At 63.4% G+C, this 15609-nt stretch carries 11 protein-coding genes; 5 read left to right on the top strand and 6 right to left on the bottom strand.

The window, feature by feature from the left end; genetic code table 11:
• Window positions 1-66 precede the first annotated feature (66 nt).
• Entirely contained in the window at window positions 67-822 is a 756-nt protein-coding gene (locus tag PQR02_RS30725; protein ID WP_408240536.1) for a Mut7-C RNAse domain-containing protein, read from the bottom strand.
• 94 nt (window positions 823-916) lie between these two features.
• Here PQR02_RS30725 and PQR02_RS30720 point away from each other — a divergent pair, with 94 nt between their 5' ends.
• Both PQR02_RS30720 and PQR02_RS30715 read left to right on the top strand, forming a co-directional pair.
• Window positions 917-1786 carry an NAD(P)-dependent oxidoreductase gene (locus PQR02_RS30720; RefSeq protein WP_408240533.1) on the top strand — a complete coding sequence of 290 codons (870 nt, stop codon included), beginning with the start codon at window positions 917-919 and terminating at the stop codon, window positions 1784-1786.
• Between the two features lie 367 nt (window positions 1787-2153).
• On the top strand, window positions 2154-2789 hold the full coding sequence (locus tag PQR02_RS30715; protein WP_408240530.1) for a LysE family translocator: 636 nt from the start codon (window positions 2154-2156) through the stop codon (window positions 2787-2789).
• A gap of 306 nt (window positions 2790-3095) precedes the next feature.
• Here PQR02_RS30715 and argC read toward each other — a convergent pair whose 3' ends face one another.
• The 3 genes from argC to PQR02_RS30700 form a co-directional block, all read right to left on the bottom strand.
• Complete coding sequence (gene argC, locus PQR02_RS30710; protein ID WP_408240527.1) at window positions 3096-4043, bottom strand: N-acetyl-gamma-glutamyl-phosphate reductase; 948 nt, start codon at window positions 4041-4043, stop codon at window positions 3096-3098.
• A gap of 189 nt (window positions 4044-4232) precedes the next feature.
• Window positions 4233-4805 carry a flavodoxin family protein gene (locus tag PQR02_RS30705; RefSeq protein WP_408240524.1) on the bottom strand — a complete coding sequence of 191 codons (573 nt, stop codon included), beginning with the start codon at window positions 4803-4805 and terminating at the stop codon, window positions 4233-4235.
• A gap of 199 nt (window positions 4806-5004) precedes the next feature.
• Window positions 5005-5607 (bottom strand): YbhB/YbcL family Raf kinase inhibitor-like protein, encoded by a 603-nt coding sequence (locus PQR02_RS30700; RefSeq protein WP_408240521.1) that lies wholly within the window; start codon window positions 5605-5607, stop codon window positions 5005-5007.
• Window positions 5608-5870: 263 nt separating this feature from the next.
• Between PQR02_RS30700 and PQR02_RS30695 the strand changes: the two genes are divergently transcribed.
• Window positions 5871-6560 carry a response regulator gene (locus tag PQR02_RS30695; protein ID WP_408240518.1) on the top strand — a complete coding sequence of 230 codons (690 nt, stop codon included), beginning with the start codon at window positions 5871-5873 and terminating at the stop codon, window positions 6558-6560.
• A 103-nt stretch (window positions 6561-6663) separates the two neighbouring features.
• Here PQR02_RS30695 and PQR02_RS30690 read toward each other — a convergent pair whose 3' ends face one another.
• Window positions 6664-7350, bottom strand: a complete 687-nt coding sequence (locus PQR02_RS30690; protein WP_007179868.1) for an orotate phosphoribosyltransferase — start codon at window positions 7348-7350, stop codon at window positions 6664-6666.
• Between the two features lie 388 nt (window positions 7351-7738).
• On the opposite strand from PQR02_RS30690, the gene PQR02_RS30685 reads away from it, so the two are divergent.
• Both PQR02_RS30685 and PQR02_RS30680 read left to right on the top strand, forming a co-directional pair.
• Complete coding sequence (locus tag PQR02_RS30685; RefSeq protein WP_408240515.1) at window positions 7739-8971, top strand: MFS transporter; 1233 nt, start codon at window positions 7739-7741, stop codon at window positions 8969-8971.
• 337 nt (window positions 8972-9308) lie between these two features.
• Entirely contained in the window at window positions 9309-11591 is a 2283-nt protein-coding gene (locus tag PQR02_RS30680) for an NADP-dependent malic enzyme (protein ID WP_408240512.1), read from the top strand.
• A 156-nt stretch (window positions 11592-11747) separates the two neighbouring features.
• On the opposite strand, the gene PQR02_RS30675 is transcribed toward PQR02_RS30680, so the two are convergent.
• Window positions 11748-15347 (bottom strand): indolepyruvate ferredoxin oxidoreductase family protein, encoded by a 3600-nt coding sequence (locus PQR02_RS30675; protein ID WP_408240509.1) that lies wholly within the window; start codon window positions 15345-15347, stop codon window positions 11748-11750.
• Between the last annotated feature and the right edge of the window lie 262 nt (window positions 15348-15609).

The raw sequence follows: 15609 nt of genomic DNA, 5'->3' as shown, positions 1-15609 counted from the left end.
TCTGCCAGATAAGTAATCCCGCATTGTACGCGTCGCGCAAGAGGCAATCCGAGCGGCGAGCGACGCTCAGCCGGAGCGGTCCGGCGCGGCTGCCACGCTGTCCATCAGCGCGCGCATCCGTTGCCAGTGCGTGCCTTCCCAGAACACGCGCCGGCACACGTCGCAGGTGACGAACTGGTTATGACGCTCGAGCACGCCATCCGGCGCGCGGGTGCCGACTTCCTCCTTGCCGATGCGCCGTAGCGGCGCATTGCACATCAGGCATAGTCGGAACGGCTGCGCGCTGCCCGCCAGATCGAGCCGTTCGAACACTTCGCGCAATTGCTCGCGCGGCCGCAGCATGCGGACGTAGCACCCGTGCGTGATGCTGCGGCGTTTCAACAGTTCGCGATCGCGGGTCAGCACGATGCGCTGCTGCGCGGCGGCGAGCGCCTCGATATCGGCGTCGGGGAAGTGATTGTCGTAAAGCGTATCGAAGCCGGCCAGCCGCAGCAGCGGCGCAAGTCCGCCAAGGTGCGCATCGGCGATGAAACGCACCACGCGCAGCGGCCGTTCGCGCACGCGCAACAGCGGCTGAATGTCGAGCGCTTCGAACTTCGGATAGACGGCGACGCGGTCGCCATCCGCCAGCGGGTGGTCGAAACCGACCGACTCGCCGTTCACCAGAATCAGTTCGACCTCGGTATGCGGCACGCCGAGCGCCTCGATCATGTGCTTGGCGGTGGCGTCGGCCGCGCAGGCATAACTGAACGCCCGCCGCCGCAGCGGCCGGGCGAGAAAATCGTTCAGCTCCTCGTAGAAGCGGAATGTCGCGGTGACCATCGCACCAGTATCGCACCGTGTTTTGTTGCGCGCTGTCCTGCACATGTCGCATGGGTGTGCTTTACTGCCAGTTCTTTAGAAGACGGAGCGACAGATGGACATCGGTTTTATCGGTCTCGGCGAGATGGGCGCCGCGATGGTTGCAAACATTTTGAAAGCCGGGCATCAGGTGCGGGTGTGGAACCGCTCGCCGGAACGGGCGCAGCCGCTCGCCAAACTCGGCGCGCGGGTCGTCGGCACCCCGGCCGAAGCGTTTGCCGGCGACGCGGTGTTCTCGATGCTGGCCGACGATAGCGCGCTGCGCGAGGTCATCACCGCGCCGCTGCTGGAGCATGCCCCGCGCGGGCTGATCCACGTGAACATGGCGACCATCTCGGTGACGTTGGCCGAGGAACTGGCGACGGCGCACGCGTCGCGCGGCGTCCATTACGTCGCCGCGCCGGTGCTGGGGCGCCCCGATGTGGCGGCCGCGGGCAAGCTGACGATCGTGGCGGGTGGCCCGGCCGAGTCGATCGACCGGGTTCAGCCGATTTTCGACGTGATCGGCCAGAAGACCTGGCGCATCGGCTCGCTGCCGCAGCAGGCAAACGTGATGAAGCTAGCGGCGAATTTTATGCTGGGCGCCGCCGTCGAGACGCTCGGCGAAGCGGCTTCGCTGGTCACGGGGCATGGTCTCGCGATGCAGGATTTTCTCGATGTCATCACGAGCGGGCTGTTCCCGGGGCCGGTCTATTCGGGCTATGGCAAGATGATCGCGGAGCAGCGCTTCGAGCCGGCGCTGTTCAAGGCGCGTCTCGGGCTGAAGGATCTGCGCCTCGCGCTGGCCGCAGCCGATGCGGTGACAACCCCGATGCCGATCGCCAGCGTCGTGCGCGACAGTCTGATCGAAGCGGTGGCACACGGCGACGGCGAGAAGGATTTCGCGGTGCTGGGGCAGGTGGCTGCGCGGCGGGCTGGGCGGTAAGTAAGGGATGCCGGAGGGGGCGGGGTCGAGTTCGGAGTGGACGCTGATGGACTGATTTGGTCGTGGCTCGTGGCCCTCGGCCCCGGCTCACGGCTCACGGCTCACGGCTCACGGCTCACGGCTCACGGCTCACGGCTCACGGCTCACGGCGGGCCCGGGCTGTTGAGCCGGTGTCGCGATGTTGACGCGCTTCCACGCTGCTCACGCTTTACCCGACCAACCCGGCAAATCTCCTCGCACTCAGAGTCTACCCGGCGCCACGGCCGCCAATCCCGGACGCCACCGCCGCCCGCAGGCGCAGCTCGCCGCCGCGAACCGAACAGGCCGGGCATAATAGCCGCCCGATCCCAAACCCGTTTCGATTCCAATGACTCTACATACCTGGTGGCTGTTCGTTGCCACTGTCTTCGTCGTCTCCGCGATTCCCGGACCGAACATGCTGCTCGTGATGACCCACGGCGCCCAGCACGGCTTGCGCCGCTCCAGCGCGACGATGGCAGGCTGCCTGTCGGCGCTGGTGCTGATGCTGGCGGTGTCGGCGGCGGGTCTCGGCGTGTTTCTCGCGGCGTGGCCGGCCATGTTCAACGCACTGCGCATGATCGGCGCCGCTTACCTCGTCTACCTGGGCATCAAGGCATGGCGCGCTCCGGGTGAAGAATCCGCCGCTGGCAGCATCGACGATCTCGCCGCGAAACCCGCGCGTTCGCGCTTCGCGCTGTTTCGCAACGGCTTTCTGGTGGCGGGCAGCAACCCCAAGGCCATCCTGTTCGCGGCCGCATTGCTGCCCCAATTCATCAATCCCGCGCAGCCCAAGCTGCCGCAGTTCGGCGTCCTGGTCGCCACCTTCGCAGCGATCGAGGTGAGCTGGTATCTGGTGTACGCGGGTTTTGGCACGCGCATCGGTGTCCGGTTGAAGAGTCGCAATGTGGCGCGGATGTTCAATCGACTGACGGGCGGGGTATTCATCGGTTTCGGCGCGATGATGGCGCTGGTGCGCCACTAGGCGAACAGCCCGCAAAGGGCCGGTTCAGGTCAGCAATGGAAAGAGACGACGTTCAAATGTGACTGTTGCCTGAAAGCAACAGTGAGGGTCAACCCTAATTTGTATGTTGCGGCGCACCAAACTCTTTGCTATAGTACCTCTTGTCTCCTCCATGTCTCCTCTGATATGGATTCAGCCCGCCCACATAGGCGGGCTTTTTTTTGCCCCGAATTTTCCCGCGCCGACGATCTTCAACGCCATCCGGAAAAAACAAAGCCGGCGGACCCCTGCGTCGGGTCGCCGGCGTTGCCGTATTGGAAAATGGGCTTAGCGTTTCAAGCCGCTTTCTTCTTCCGCGCCGATGGCGAGGTTCATGCATTGGATCGCCGCGCCCGATGCTCCCTTGCCCAGGTTGTCCAGACGCGCGACGGTCACGAAGCGCTCTTCGTTGCCGAACACGAACAGGTCGACGCGGTTGGTGTCGTTGTTCGCCTGCACGTCGAAGAAGCCGCTGTCCAGATTGGCTTCGGCGTCGAACGGCGCGACGCGCACGAACGCTTCGCCCGCGTAGTACTCGGCAAACAGCGCCTGCACGTCTTGCGGCGTCGCCTTTTTTGCCAGCTGTTTCGGGGAGAAGAACGTGGTGACCGCGAGACCCTTGTAGAAGTCGCCGACGATCGGCGTGAACACTGGCGCCGAGGTCAGACCCGTGTGCGCGGCCATTTCCGGCAGATGCTTGTGGGTAAGGCCGAGCGCATAAGGACGCGGGCTCCTGAGCTTGTCGTTGCCGCCGGCTTCGTAGTCGGCAATCATCTTCTTGCCGCCGCCGCTGTAGCCGGTGATCGAATAAGCGTGCGCGGCGAAGTCGGGCGCCACCACACCGGCTTCGACGAGGGGACGCATGGCGAGCACGAAGGCCGACGCGTGGCAGCCCGGCACGGCGATGCGCGTGGCCGTGCGCAGGCGCTCACGCTGCGAGCGCGCCAGTTCGGGCAGACCGTAGGCCCAGTCGGCGGAAGTGCGGAACGCGGTGCTCGCGTCGATCAGCACGGTGCGATCGTTGTCGACCAGCGAAGCGGATTCGCGCGAAGCGACATCCGGCAGGCACAGGAACGTGACGTCCGACGCATTGATGAGACGGCGGCGCTCTTCGAGGTCTTTGCGCTTCGCTTCCTCGATGCGCAGGATCTCCACGTCGGCGCGTTGCGACAGGTATTCAAAAATCTTCAGGCCGGTCGTGCCTTCCTGTCCGTCGACAAAAACTTTCGTGCTCATCTCGATCTCACTCGCTTGCAAAAGACGGGGGCGCGACGCCGCGCCGGAACGCTATTTTAAGACCTCATGGCCGGCGGCGCGCAAAACGGGATGAAAAAGCGACGATGCGCGCTGAAAGTGACACCGGCGTGACCTGATGCACGGCAGATACAAGCTGATGCGACCAGGTTCGCGACAACCAGCCCCGCACTACCCGCGACTGGCAATCCACCGCGCCGTGACGCCCGCGACGCGTGCGCCGAACATCCGCGCCGTTTCCAGATCGCCCTCAGGCGGCGCCTCTTCCGGCGACGCGTCGGCGGGCGACTGCGTGAGCAGTCCCGTGAAGCCGCCCACATAGTTCAGATCGTTGCGGGTCGCTGCCTTGGTATTCGACGGCATCATGCCAGTGCCCGCCCAGATCATGCTGTGCTGCATCGCCAGCGTGACGAAGTACTGGATCGTCGAGAACTTGTCGCCGTTCATGGTCGCCGAGTTGGTGAAGCCGGCCGCGATCTTGTCCTTCCACGCCTGGCCGAACCACGGCTTCGAACTCGCATCGGCGAATTTTTTGAAGTCGGCCGACGGGCCACCCATGTAGGTCGGCGCACCGAAGACGATCGCGTCGGCCGCGGCCAGTTCGGCCCAGCCGGCGTCGTCGATGTCGCTGACCGGCATGAGCCGCGCCTCGGCGCCAGCTTCGAGGATGCCGGCGACTACGGCTTCGGCGACTTTCTTCGTGTGGCCGTAGCCGCTGTGATAAACGATGACGATCTTCGACATGACACTCCCCTTTGGACGTGAATCAGGATGGATCAGGCGCGGCAATGGTGTGCAGGTGCAGCGGCGCCGCACCGACTCGCATTGCGCACAGCGCTTCGCCGCACATTAGCGTGATGACAGGAATTCCGCGCGAATCGCAATGTGGTGCAAGCCGCACGCCACGCCGATGTGTGTCCTTGAATGGGCTCGACGGCCGAAGCTACCGCCCGTAACTGACCACCATCTTCGCGCTGCCGAGCGCGGCGGTGCCGATCTCGTGATCGAACATCAGCGCCGGACGCCCTTGCGCGAGACGCAGGTCGGCGGTGCCGAGCGCATACACGGTGATGATGTAGCGATGCGGTTTGCCCGGCGGCGGACAAGGGCCGCCGTAGCCGTCGGTATCGAAGTCGTTGCGCGCCTGCACCGCGCCGAGTTTCGACAGGAAGCCGGAGGCGCTCGCGTTTTCCGGCAAGCTGTCGACCTTCGCCGGAATGCCGGCGACCGCCCAGTGCCACCAGCCGCGTCCGGGCGCATCCTGATCGAACATGGTGATGGCGAAGCTGCGCGTGCCGGCCGGCGCGTCGCGCCACGTCAATTGCGGCGATCGATTGCCGCCTTTGCAGTCGTCCAGATTAAAAACTTGCGCGTCATCGACGGTGCCACCCGGATGGAAACTGGCGCTGGTTAGCGTGAACGTGCCTTCTGCAAACGCGTGCGGACTATGCGCTGTAAATAGCGCAAGAGCGAGCATCGCGCAGGTGAACAACAACTTACGGCACGACAGTAAAGCAAGCGAAACGACCAGGCAACGCGAGCGCATATGCCGGTTCTCCTATCAGGGCGCGAGGCGCGTGTCCTCGCGATGGTTATTGTCCTTAATTGAGCCCCAAGGTTGGACCAAGTCTAACATTAGCAATGCGATGCATCATTGTTGCCATACCGAGGATTTGCAGGGGGAAATCGGCTATAGTCAGAGGAATTGTCCGCGCGACCCTGGCCCGCGCTTCCCATTCGTTTCAACATCCAGCATAGAAAGACATGGTAGAAGTCGTGGAGAGTGGCTCATCAATCGAGAGGAGAGCGATGCAAGTTCCAATCAGGGTCGTGGTCGCCGACGACCATCCGGTCATCCTGTTCGGCGCGGAACACGCACTGCTCAAATTTCCCGGTCTGCAGATCGTCGGACGCGCGCGGCAGTCCACTGAACTGGTGAAGATGCTGCAAACCGCGGCTTGCGACGTGCTCGTTACGGATCTGGCAATGCCCGGCGGCCAATACGGCGACGGCCTGCAACTGATTGGCTATTTGCGCCGCAATTTTCCCGACCTTCCGATCGTCGTGCTTACCATGCTGGAGAACGCTGCGTTGCTCAAGCGGCTGAGCGAGCTCGGCGCGACCTCGGTCGTCAATAAGTCGGACGATCTGAGCCACATAGGGCTTGCCGTGCAGCATGTGAGCCGCAAGCTCGAATACATGAGTCCGTCGGTCAAGGCGTCGCTTGATGCTCTGCGCATGAATTCCGGCGGCAAGGGCGACGAAGTGATGTTGTCCAGGCGCGAACTCGAAGTCGTGCGTCTGTTCGTGTCGGGCATGACGATCAAGGAAATCTCGGAGCAACTGAACCGCAGCATCAAGACCATCAGCACGCAGAAGAATACGGCCATGCGCAAGCTGGGCATCGATCGCGACTCCGAACTATTCCAGTACGCGCAGAGCAACGGTTTGCTGAATCTGTCGTCGCGTTCGCCGGATCACGCGGGCGACATGGCTTGACGTCGCGTCGCCCGCATGCCGGACACATGCCGGGGCGGAAAAAAAGCCGCCAGTCGTGAAGACAGGCGGCTTTTTCAAATCAATCCGCTAAAAGCGGCTGCGCTTACTGCGGCGTCGAGGTTGCGCCACCATGCGCCGCCGACCATTCAGCCGGTGCGTGCAGGAATTTTTCCACTTCGTCCAGCGTCTTGGTGTCGAAGTACTTGTTTTCCTTGGCGACGCGCAACACGTCCCACCAGGTGGCCAGCGCGTGCAGATCGACATCGATGTCTTTCAGCACCGACACGCTTTCCTTGAAGATGTTGTAGTGGAACAGCACGAAGCAGTGGTTCACCGTGGCGCCGGCGGTGCGCAGCGCGTTGATGAAGTTGATCTTGCTGCGGCTGTCCGTGGTCAGGTCCTCGACCAGCAGCACGCGTTGACCTTCGGTCAGCAGGCCTTCGATCTGCGCGTTACGGCCGAAACCCTTCGGCTTCTTGCGCACGTATTGCATCGGCACCATCAGGCGATCGGACAGCCAGGCCGCGAACGGAATGCCTGCAGTTTCGCCGCCGGCGACCGCGTCGATCTGCTCATAGCCGACATCGCGCAGGATGGTGGTCTCGGCCATTTCCATCAGGCCACGGCGCACGCGCGGATACGAAATCAGCTTGCGGCAGTCGATATAAACCGGGCTCGCCCAGCCGGACGTGAAAATGTACGGTTTCTCCGCGTTGAAGTGCACTGCCTGTACTTCCAGCAGCATTTTAGCGGTCGTGTCGGAGATCGTCTGGCGATCGAAGCCTGTCATGGGCGGATCCTTGGGTGTGAGCGAGGAGAAGCGGGCGCGGGGCCCGGTGGCGCAGCAAGCGGGGTATGCCGCGCCATGTTGGGCGGAATACGCTGCCGGTCAGTGGCGCCGTTTAGTGGACAAAGGCCGGTTTTTGCTGCGCGCGTAGGCCGATATTTTACCCGAAACCGACCCTTCGGACGAGGCTGTCGTGCGCGGCTATCGCGAATGGCGGGCATAGCGGCCGCGCTGGACGGGTTTCCTGGGCCGCGCCGGTGCGGGGCTCGGGCAGGCAGCGTGACGCACTTTTGGCTGGCTTGTGAGGAGCCAGGGGCGCCTTTACACTCACGCGAATTTCTCCGGGCGCCGCCGCCCGCTGCCCGCCCAACTCACCTACGGAATGCTTTCAATGACCGCCGCTTCTCCCGCCACCGACACCCGTGCATCCGCCAAAAATGGCTACGCGGGCCGCGCGTTGCTCGCGTCGGTGCTCGGCTACGCGATGGACGGCTTCGATCTGCTGATTCTCGGTTTCATGCTGCCGGTCATCGCCGCCGACCTGCATCTGAGTTCGACGCAAGCAGGCTCGCTCGTCACGTGGACGCTGATCGGCGCGGTCGCCGGTGGTGTGATTTTCGGCGTGCTGAGCGACTATCTCGGGCGCGTACGGATGCTGACCTGGACGATCCTGATCTTCGCCGTGTTCACCGGGCTGTGCGCGCTGGCGCAGGGCTACACGGACCTGCTGATCTATCGGACCATCGCCGGCATCGGACTGGGCGGCGAATTCGGCATCGGCATGACGCTGGTGGCTGAGGCGTGGCCGGCGTCGCAGCGGGCGCGCGCGTCGTCGTATGTCGGGCTCGGCTGGCAGCTCGGGGTGCTGGCCGCCGCATTGCTGACGCCGCTGTTGTTGCCGGTGATCGGCTGGCGCGGCATGTTCGCGCTCGGATTGCTGCCCGCGGTCGTGTCGTTTTTCGTGCGGCGCCGCGTCGAGGAGCCTGCGCTGTTCAACGAACGCGTGACGCGCGGTATGCGCAAGCTGCCATTCAGATTGCTGGTGGCTGACGGCCGCACCACGCGCGCGAGCATCGGCGTGGCGATTCTCTGCTCGGTGCAGAACTTCGGCTATTACGGCCTGATGATCTGGCTGCCGAGCTATCTGTCGCAAACCTTCGGCTATTCGCTGACCCAATCCGGCGTGTGGACCGCGGCGACGATTCTCGGCATGACCTGCGGCATCTGGCTGTTCGGCATCGCCGCCGACCGCTTCGGCCGCAAGCCGGCTTTTCTGTTCTACCAGGCCGGCGCGGTGGTGATGGTATTCGTCTACGCACACCTGAGCACGCCGACGGCGCTGCTGATCGGCGGCGCGGCGATGGGCGTGTTCGTCAACGGGATGATCGGCGGGTACGGGGCACTGATCTCCGAGCTGTATCCGACCCATGCGCGCGCCACCGCGCAGAACGTGCTGTTCAATGTCGGCCGGGCGGTCGGCGGTTTCGGGCCAGTGGCGGTCGGCGCTTTGGCCGCGCGCTATTCGTTCGGCGCTGCGCTCGCGCTGCTCGCGTCGATCTATCTGCTCGACATTTTCGCGACACTGTTTCTCATCCCTGAACGCCGCGGCGCCGAGCTCCAATGAGCGCGCAAACCTGGCCTATCGCTTGCGCGTGACTCGCGTATGACAAACGGCACAACGCCGCTTGCGATGCCGCAATGCAACAACGCAGGCTCCTGTTTCGCCGATGGCGAGTCCTGTTAACCACTCAGTGCATCGACGCATGCGGGGTGTACACTAACCGGCCCGCGAAGCACTCCGCATTGTCATCGCATCGTCCTGCTTGCCGTCGCGATTCAACGCCGCGCCCCAACCGGTGTATGCGCAAAACCGCGTCGGCCGGTGCTTCATTCGACCGAGGCAGGCGAACATAGCTGTGCGGTGTGCCGGGCCCAATTACTTACGTCTCGCAGGCCAAAAAATGGACGAACAACTTAAGCAAAGCGCTCTCGCATACCACCAGAATCCGAAACCCGGCAAGATTTCGGTTACGCCCACCAAGCCGCTATCGAATCAGCTCGATCTGTCGCTCGCGTATTCGCCGGGTGTCGCCGCAGCCTGTATGGCGATCTACGACGAACCGCTCGACGCGCAGAAGTACACCTCGCGCGGCAACCTGGTCGGCGTCATCACGAACGGCACGGCCGTGCTGGGCCTAGGCAACATCGGCCCGCTCGCGGCGAAGCCGGTGATGGAAGGCAAGGGTTGTCTGTTCAAGAAGTTCGCCGGCATCGACGTGTTCGACATCGAACTGTCCGAATCCGATCCGGACAAGCTGGTCGAAGCCATCGCGATGCTCGAGCCCACGCTGGGCGGCATCAATCTCGAAGACATCAAGGCGCCCGAGTGCTTCTACATCGAGAAGAAGCTGCGCGAGCGCATGAAGATTCCCGTTTTCCACGACGATCAGCACGGCACTGCGATCATCGCGTCGGCGGCGATCCTGAACGGCCTCAAAGTGGTCGGCAAGAAGCTCGATGAAGTGAAGCTGGTGTGTTCGGGCGCGGGCGCGGCTGCCATTGCGTGTCTGGATCTGCTGGTGAACCTGGGTCTGTCGAAGCAGAACATTCTCGTCACCGATTCCAAGGGCGTGATCTACGAAGGCCGGGGCAACCTCGATCCGTCGAAGGAACGCTACGCGGCGAACACCGAAGCGCGCACGCTCGCTGACGCGATTCGCGGCGCCGATGTATTCCTCGGCTGCTCGAGCGCTGGCGTGCTGAAGCCGGAAATGGTCGCTGAAATGGGCACCCAGCCGCTGATTCTCGCGCTGGCGAATCCGGAGCCGGAAATCCGCCCGGAAGAAGCGCGCAAGGTTCGCCCGGACTGCATCATCGCGACCGGCCGTTCGGACTACCCGAACCAGGTCAACAACGTGCTGTGCTTCCCGTTCATCTTCCGCGGCGCGCTGGATGTCGGCGCGACCACGATCACCGAAGAAATGAAGCTCGCGTGCGTGCGCGCGATTGCCGAACTGGCCGAAGAAACGGATCAGGGCGATGAAGTCGCGAAAGCCTACGAAGGCCACTCGCTGGAATTCGGTCCGGAATACCTGATTCCGAAGCCGTTCGATCCGCGCCTGATCATCAAGATCGCGCCGGCTGTAGCCCAGGCGGCGATGGACTCGGGCGTCGCGACCCGTCCGATCAAAGACATGGACGCGTACCGCGAAGAACTCGGCACCACGGTGTATCGCACCGGCATGGTGATGCGTCCAGTGTTCGCCGCGGCGAAGTCGGAGCCGGCGCGCATCGTGTTCGCCGAAGGTGAAGACGAGCGCGTGCTGCGCGCCGCGCAATTCGTGCTGCTGGAAAAGATCGCCAGGCCGATTCTGGTCGGCCGTCCGTCGGTGATCGAGATGCGTCTGAAGAAGATGGGCTCGAAGCTCAAGTGCGGCGAGGACGTCGAGATCGTCAATCCGGAAGACGATCCGCGCTATCAGAAGAGCTGGCAGGCATATCACGAACTCGGCGCGCGCCAGGGCGTGACGCCCGACGTCGCGAAGGCCGCGATGCGCAAGTTCAATACGCTGATCGGCGCGATCCTCGTGCATCTCGGCGACGCGGACGGCATGATCTGCGGGATGATCGGCCAGTACCACATGCATCTGGACTTCATCGAACAGGTACTTGGCAAGGCGGACAACGTGGAGACCTTCGCCGCGATGAACCTGCTGATGCTGCCGGGCCGCAATCTGTTCATCTGCGACACCTACGTGAATGAAACGCCGACCGCCGAACAGCTCTCCGACATGACGATGCTGGCTGCGCGCGAAATCGAGAAGTTCGGTATCACGCCGAAGGTCGCGCTGCTGTCGAATTCGAACTTCGGCAGCGCGCCGTCGTCCTCGTCGCAACGGATGGCCGCGGCTCGCAAGCTGATTACCGAACGTGCGCCGGCGCTCGAGATCGATGGTGAAATGCACGGCGACGCGGCATTGTCGGAAGTCGTCCGCAAAGCTGCGTTCCCGGGCACGACGCTCACCGGTGAAGCGAACCTGCTGATCATGCCGAATGTCGAAGCGGCGAACATCGCGTACAACCTGCTGAAGATGGTCGGCGGCGAAGGCGTGACGGTGGGTCCGTTCCTGCTGGGTGCGGAAAAGCCGGTGCACATCCTGACGCCGGCAGCGACCGTGCGCCGGATCATCAATATGACGGCAGTGGCTTCGGCAAACGCACGCAAGCACGCGAACGCGAAGTAGTGCGGATGGGTTGAGGTTGACGCGGCGCTGCCTCAACGCGTGCGCCGTCAGCCAACGAGAGAACGCCACGGAAGTGATTCCGTGGCGTTTTTTTATAGCTGGAAAAAAAGCGGCTGTCCGTGAGAGGACAGCCGCTTTGCCGTTTCACAGCGCTTTTTACGCCGCGTGTTGCGTCTTGCCCGCCTCTGGCGAACGCCAGCGCGTCAGCAACTCGTTCCACTTGATCCGCACGCCCTTCAGGTTGTTTTCCTTCACGTGCCCATAACCGCGGATGCCGTCCGGCAGATTCGCCAGTTCTAGCGCCAGCTCACGGTTTTGCGCGCTCAGCCCGCCGATCAGTTCGCGCACCAGCGCTTCATACTCGACGATCAATGCGCGTTCCGTACGACGCTCCTCGGTCTTGCCAAAGACGTCGAACGCCGTGCCGCGCAGGAACTTGAATCTGGCGAGCACCTGCATCGCGCTGAAAACCCAGGGGCCGTACTTCTTTTTCACCAGATGGCCCTGAGCGTCCTTTTTCGAGAACGTCGGCGGCGCGAGGTGGATGTGCAGCTTCCAGTCCCCTTCGAAACTTCCCTTCAGCTTTTCGACGAACGCTGGGTCGCTATACAGCCGGGCGACTTCGTACTCGTCCTTGTACGCCATCAGCTTGTGCAGGTTCTTCGCGACTGCTTCGGTCAACGGCAACTGGCCGTCGATCGAATCGAGCGCCGATTCCGCTGCGCGGACTTGCGACACCAGTGCGCGGTAACGCTCGGCATACGCGCGGTTTTGCCACGCGGCGAGGTAGTCGGCACGTTTGTCGATCAGCGTGTCGAGCGCCTTTGGCGTGTGCAGCGCGATGATCTTGCTGCCCGCCGTATCCGCTGCGGCGCCTCGTCCCGGAGCCTGCGCGAGCTTGCGCACCGCAGCCAGATCGTGCGCGGCGCGGCGGCCCCATTCGAATGCCGCGCGGTTCTTCTCGATCTGCACGTCGTTCAACTCGATCGCGCGCATCAGCGACTGATACGTCAACGGCACCCAGCCGCGCTGCCATGCGTAACCGAGCACGAACGGATTCGTGTAGATCGCGTCGCCGAGCAGCGCGACCGCGAAGTGATTCGCGTCGACCGTATCGACGTTCTCGTCGCCCGCGCCGGCGCGCACGTCGGCTTCCGTGCTGCTGCCCGGAAAGCGCCAGTTCGGATTCTTGATGAGCTCGGCAGTCGGCGTATGCGCACTGTTCAGCACCACTCGCGTGCGGCCCGCCTGCATCCGCGACACGCATTCGTCGCTCGCGGTGACGATCGCATCGCAGCCGATCACGAGGCTCGCTTCGCCCATCGCGATGCGGGTCGCGTGGATGTCGGCCGGATGCGTCGCGATCTGCACGTGGCTCATCACGGCGCCGCCTTTTTGCGCGAGGCCGGTGACGTCGAGCACGGTGACGCCCTTGTTCTCCAGATGCGCGGCCATGCCGAGCAGCGCGCCGATCGTCACGACGCCCGTGCCGCCGACACCCGTGACCAGCACGCCATACGGACGGTCGATTGGCGGCAGATCCGGTTCCGGCACCGGCGGCATCGCGTCGCCTGCGACGCCCGAGGCCGCCTTCGGCTTGCGCAACTGGCCGCCTTCAACGGAGACGAAGCTCGGACAGAAGCCGTTCACGCACGAATAATCCTTGTTGCAGGTCGACTGATTGATCTGGCGTTTGGTGCCGTACTCGGTGTCGAGCGGCTCGACCGACAGGCAGTTCGACTTCACCGAGCAATCGCCGCAGCCTTCACACACGGCCTCGTTGATGACGATGCGCCGCGCCGGGTCCGGATACGTGCCGCGTTTCCTGCGACGGCGCTTCTCGGTCGCGCAGGTCTGGTCGTAGATCAGGATCGTGGTGCCGGAGATTTCGCGCAGTTGGCGCTGCACCTCGTCGAGCTTGTCTCGATGATGGATGTCGATGCCCGGCGCGAGGCCGACGTTGGCCGAATACTTCTCCGGCTCGTCGGTGACGATCACGATTTTCGACGCACCTTCGGCGGCCAACTGATGCGTGATCTGCGGCACCGTCAGCACGCCGTCGACCGGTTGACCGCCCGTCATCGCGACCGCGTCGTTGTAGAGCAGCTTGTAGGTGATGTTCGCCTTCGAGGCGATCGCCGCGCGAATCGCCAGCAGCCCCGAATGGAAGTAGGTGCCGTCGCCGAGATTGGCGAACACATGCTTGTCATTGGTGAACGGCGCCTGGCCGATCCACGCGACCCCTTCGCCGCCCATCTGGCTGAAGGTGCTGGTGCTGCGGTCCATCCACACCGTCATGTAATGGCAGCCGATGCCGGCCATCGCGCGCGAGCCTTCCGGCACATTGGTCGACGTGTTGTGCGGGCAGCCCGAGCAGAACCACGGCTTGCGCTCGGCTTCCACGCGCGGGCGCGCGAGCGCCTTTTCCTTCGCTTCGATCACGGCGATGCGCATCGCGATGCGGGCGCGCACGTCCGACGGGAGATCGAACTTGTCGAGCCGCGTCGCGATTGCCTTGGCGATGATCGCCGGCGAGAGTTCGTAGTGCGCCGGCAGCAGCCAGTTGCCCATCGGCACCGACCATTCGCCGCCTGCGCCGTCCTTCTCGTCGAACTTGCCGAACACGCGCGGACGCTGCGCGTCGGGCCAGTTGTACAACTCTTCCTTGATCGCGTATTCGAGAATCTGGCGTTTTTCCTCGACCACCAGAATTTCGTCGAGACCGCGCGCGAAGGCCTGAGCGCCTTGCGCTTCGAGCGGCCATACACAGCCGACCTTGTACAGCCGGATGCCGATGCGCGCACAGGTTTCGTCGTCGAGACCGAGGTCGGTCAACGCCTGACGCACGTCGAGATAGGCTTTGCCGCCGGTCATGATGCCGAAGCGCGCATGCGGCGAATCGATTTCGACGCGGTCGAGTTTGTTGGCGCGCACGTAGGCAAGGGCGGCGTACCACTTGTAGTCGAGCAGACGCGCTTCCTGCACCAGCGGCGGATCGGGCCAGCGGATATTCAGGCCGCCTTCGGGCATCGCGAAGTCTTCCGGCAGGATGATCTGCGTGCGGTGCGGATCGATGTCCACCGAAGCAGACGACTCGACCACGTCGGTCACGCACTTCATTGCTACCCATAGGCCGGAATAGCGGCTCATCGCCCAGCCATGCAAACCGAAGTCGAGATATTCCTGCACGTTCGACGGGAACAGGACCGGCAAGCCGCACGCCTTAAAGATGTGCTCCGACTGATGGGCGAGCGTCGAGGATTTGGCTGCGTGGTCATCGCCGGCGAGCACGAGAACGCCGCCGTTCCGCGACGAACCGGCCGAGTTGCCGTGCTTGAAGACGTCGCCGGAACGGTCGACGCCAGGGCCTTTGCCGTACCACATCGAGAACACGCCGTCGTATTTGGCGCTGGGATACAGATTGACCTGTTGCGAACCCCACACGGCGGTGGCCGCGAGGTCTTCGTTGACGCCGGGCTGGAATACGACCTGATGCGCGGCGAGATGCTTCTTAGCCTTCCACAGCGACTGGTCGAGTCCGCCGAGTGGCGATCCACGGTAGCCGGAGATGAAGCCGGCGGTATTGAGCCCGGCGGCCTGGTCGCGTTCCTGTTGCAGCATAGGCAGACGCACCAGCGCCTGGATGCCGCTCATGTACGCGCGGCCGCGTTCGAGCGTGTATTTGTCGTCGAGCGTGACGGAAGACAACGCGGCTTCAAGCGAGGCTCGCTGACCTGCGTCTAGCGGGGCATTCATTATGTGTACTCCTCCACTCAGTTTGGGATCGCCAAAACTTTGTTGGGCCGTAGCATCTTGTGAATGCGTTGGGCCGGGGCCGTCATATTGACGTGTTTTAAGTGATGGTAGCACTGGTGGAAACCCGCCGCAGTGCGTTGAAAAGGTTGGGCTGCGGCAGCTTTGCGCGCAAACCGAAGCGGGTTGCCGTGCGGCTTGTGGATTGCCTGACGAGGGCTCTGTAACAAGCTGTAAAAGCTAAAAATTCGTGGAACCGTAGGGT

This window comes from Paraburkholderia sediminicola, from assembly GCF_046026895.1.
Taxonomy (GTDB): domain Bacteria; phylum Pseudomonadota; class Gammaproteobacteria; order Burkholderiales; family Burkholderiaceae; genus Paraburkholderia; species Paraburkholderia sediminicola_C.
This window is presented reverse-complemented; position numbering and strand designations above follow the sequence as displayed.

Excerpts from the sequence above, each read along its gene's own strand:
- PQR02_RS30725 (WP_408240536.1), bottom strand. The coding sequence starts at position 822 with ATGGTCACCGCGACATTCCGCTTCTACGAGGAGCTGAACGATTTTCTC.
- PQR02_RS30720 (WP_408240533.1), top strand. The coding sequence starts at position 917 with ATGGACATCGGTTTTATCGGTCTCGGCGAGATGGGCGCCGCGATGGTT.
- PQR02_RS30715 (WP_408240530.1), top strand. The coding sequence starts at position 2,154 with ATGACTCTACATACCTGGTGGCTGTTCGTTGCCACTGTCTTCGTCGTC.
- argC (WP_408240527.1), bottom strand. The coding sequence starts at position 4,043 with ATGAGCACGAAAGTTTTTGTCGACGGACAGGAAGGCACGACCGGCCTG.
- PQR02_RS30705 (WP_408240524.1), bottom strand. The coding sequence starts at position 4,805 with ATGTCGAAGATCGTCATCGTTTATCACAGCGGCTACGGCCACACGAAG.
- PQR02_RS30700 (WP_408240521.1), bottom strand. The coding sequence starts at position 5,607 with ATGCGCTCGCGTTGCCTGGTCGTTTCGCTTGCTTTACTGTCGTGCCGT.
- PQR02_RS30695 (WP_408240518.1), top strand. The coding sequence starts at position 5,871 with ATGCAAGTTCCAATCAGGGTCGTGGTCGCCGACGACCATCCGGTCATC.
- PQR02_RS30690 (WP_007179868.1), bottom strand. The coding sequence starts at position 7,350 with ATGACAGGCTTCGATCGCCAGACGATCTCCGACACGACCGCTAAAATG.
- PQR02_RS30685 (WP_408240515.1), top strand. The coding sequence starts at position 7,739 with ATGACCGCCGCTTCTCCCGCCACCGACACCCGTGCATCCGCCAAAAAT.
- PQR02_RS30680 (WP_408240512.1), top strand. The coding sequence starts at position 9,309 with ATGGACGAACAACTTAAGCAAAGCGCTCTCGCATACCACCAGAATCCG.
- PQR02_RS30675 (WP_408240509.1), bottom strand. The coding sequence starts at position 15,347 with ATGAATGCCCCGCTAGACGCAGGTCAGCGAGCCTCGCTTGAAGCCGCG.